The organism is Pseudoalteromonas holothuriae (genome assembly GCF_945859825.1).
Taxonomy (GTDB): Bacteria; Pseudomonadota; Gammaproteobacteria; order Enterobacterales; family Alteromonadaceae; genus Pseudoalteromonas; species Pseudoalteromonas holothuriae.
In genome coordinates this window covers 1-487 of record NZ_CAMAPC010000087.1, presented here as the reverse complement: position 1 = coordinate 487, position 487 = coordinate 1, and the positions used below count along the sequence as shown (strand labels likewise).

Genomic DNA, 487 nt, shown 5'->3' with positions numbered 1-487 from the left:
GGTAATCGCACAAATGTTACGAATGCGCTAGGCGGGATTAAACGCTATCAATTTGATGCGTTGGGTAATGTGATCCATAGCAAAGATGAAATGAATCGCGTCATGGAGTACGACTATAACCTGTACGGCAATCAAACTACAGAGCGCTATAGCACCTTGTATACAGGCGGGCAAAAAAACCAAAATACACGCAGTTACAACGAATTTGGTCAGGTGCAAACAGGTAATGACTTAGGCGGTAAAAACTTTACCTATGTGTATGGTAAAAGCTGGAATGACACTGAACAAACGGTGGCCAGCTTAAATGACTCTGGCATACAAAGTTCGCGCGCAGATATTGGCCGAGTAATAGAAAAGCGCAATGATCACGGTCAAAAGGTACGTTACACATATTACGATAACGGCTGGTTAAAAACCATCAAAGATGAAACCACTGGGGCTTACTCGTATTTTGAATACGACAAGGCAGGGCGCAGGATACTTGAGC

1 protein-coding gene is annotated in these 487 nt (G+C 43.5%); it reads left to right on the top strand.

All coding sequences use genetic code 11. From position 1 onward, the window contains the following. On the top strand, nt 1-487 hold a 487-nt coding region (locus OCI93_RS21005; protein ID WP_261627268.1), incomplete at both ends, for a hypothetical protein.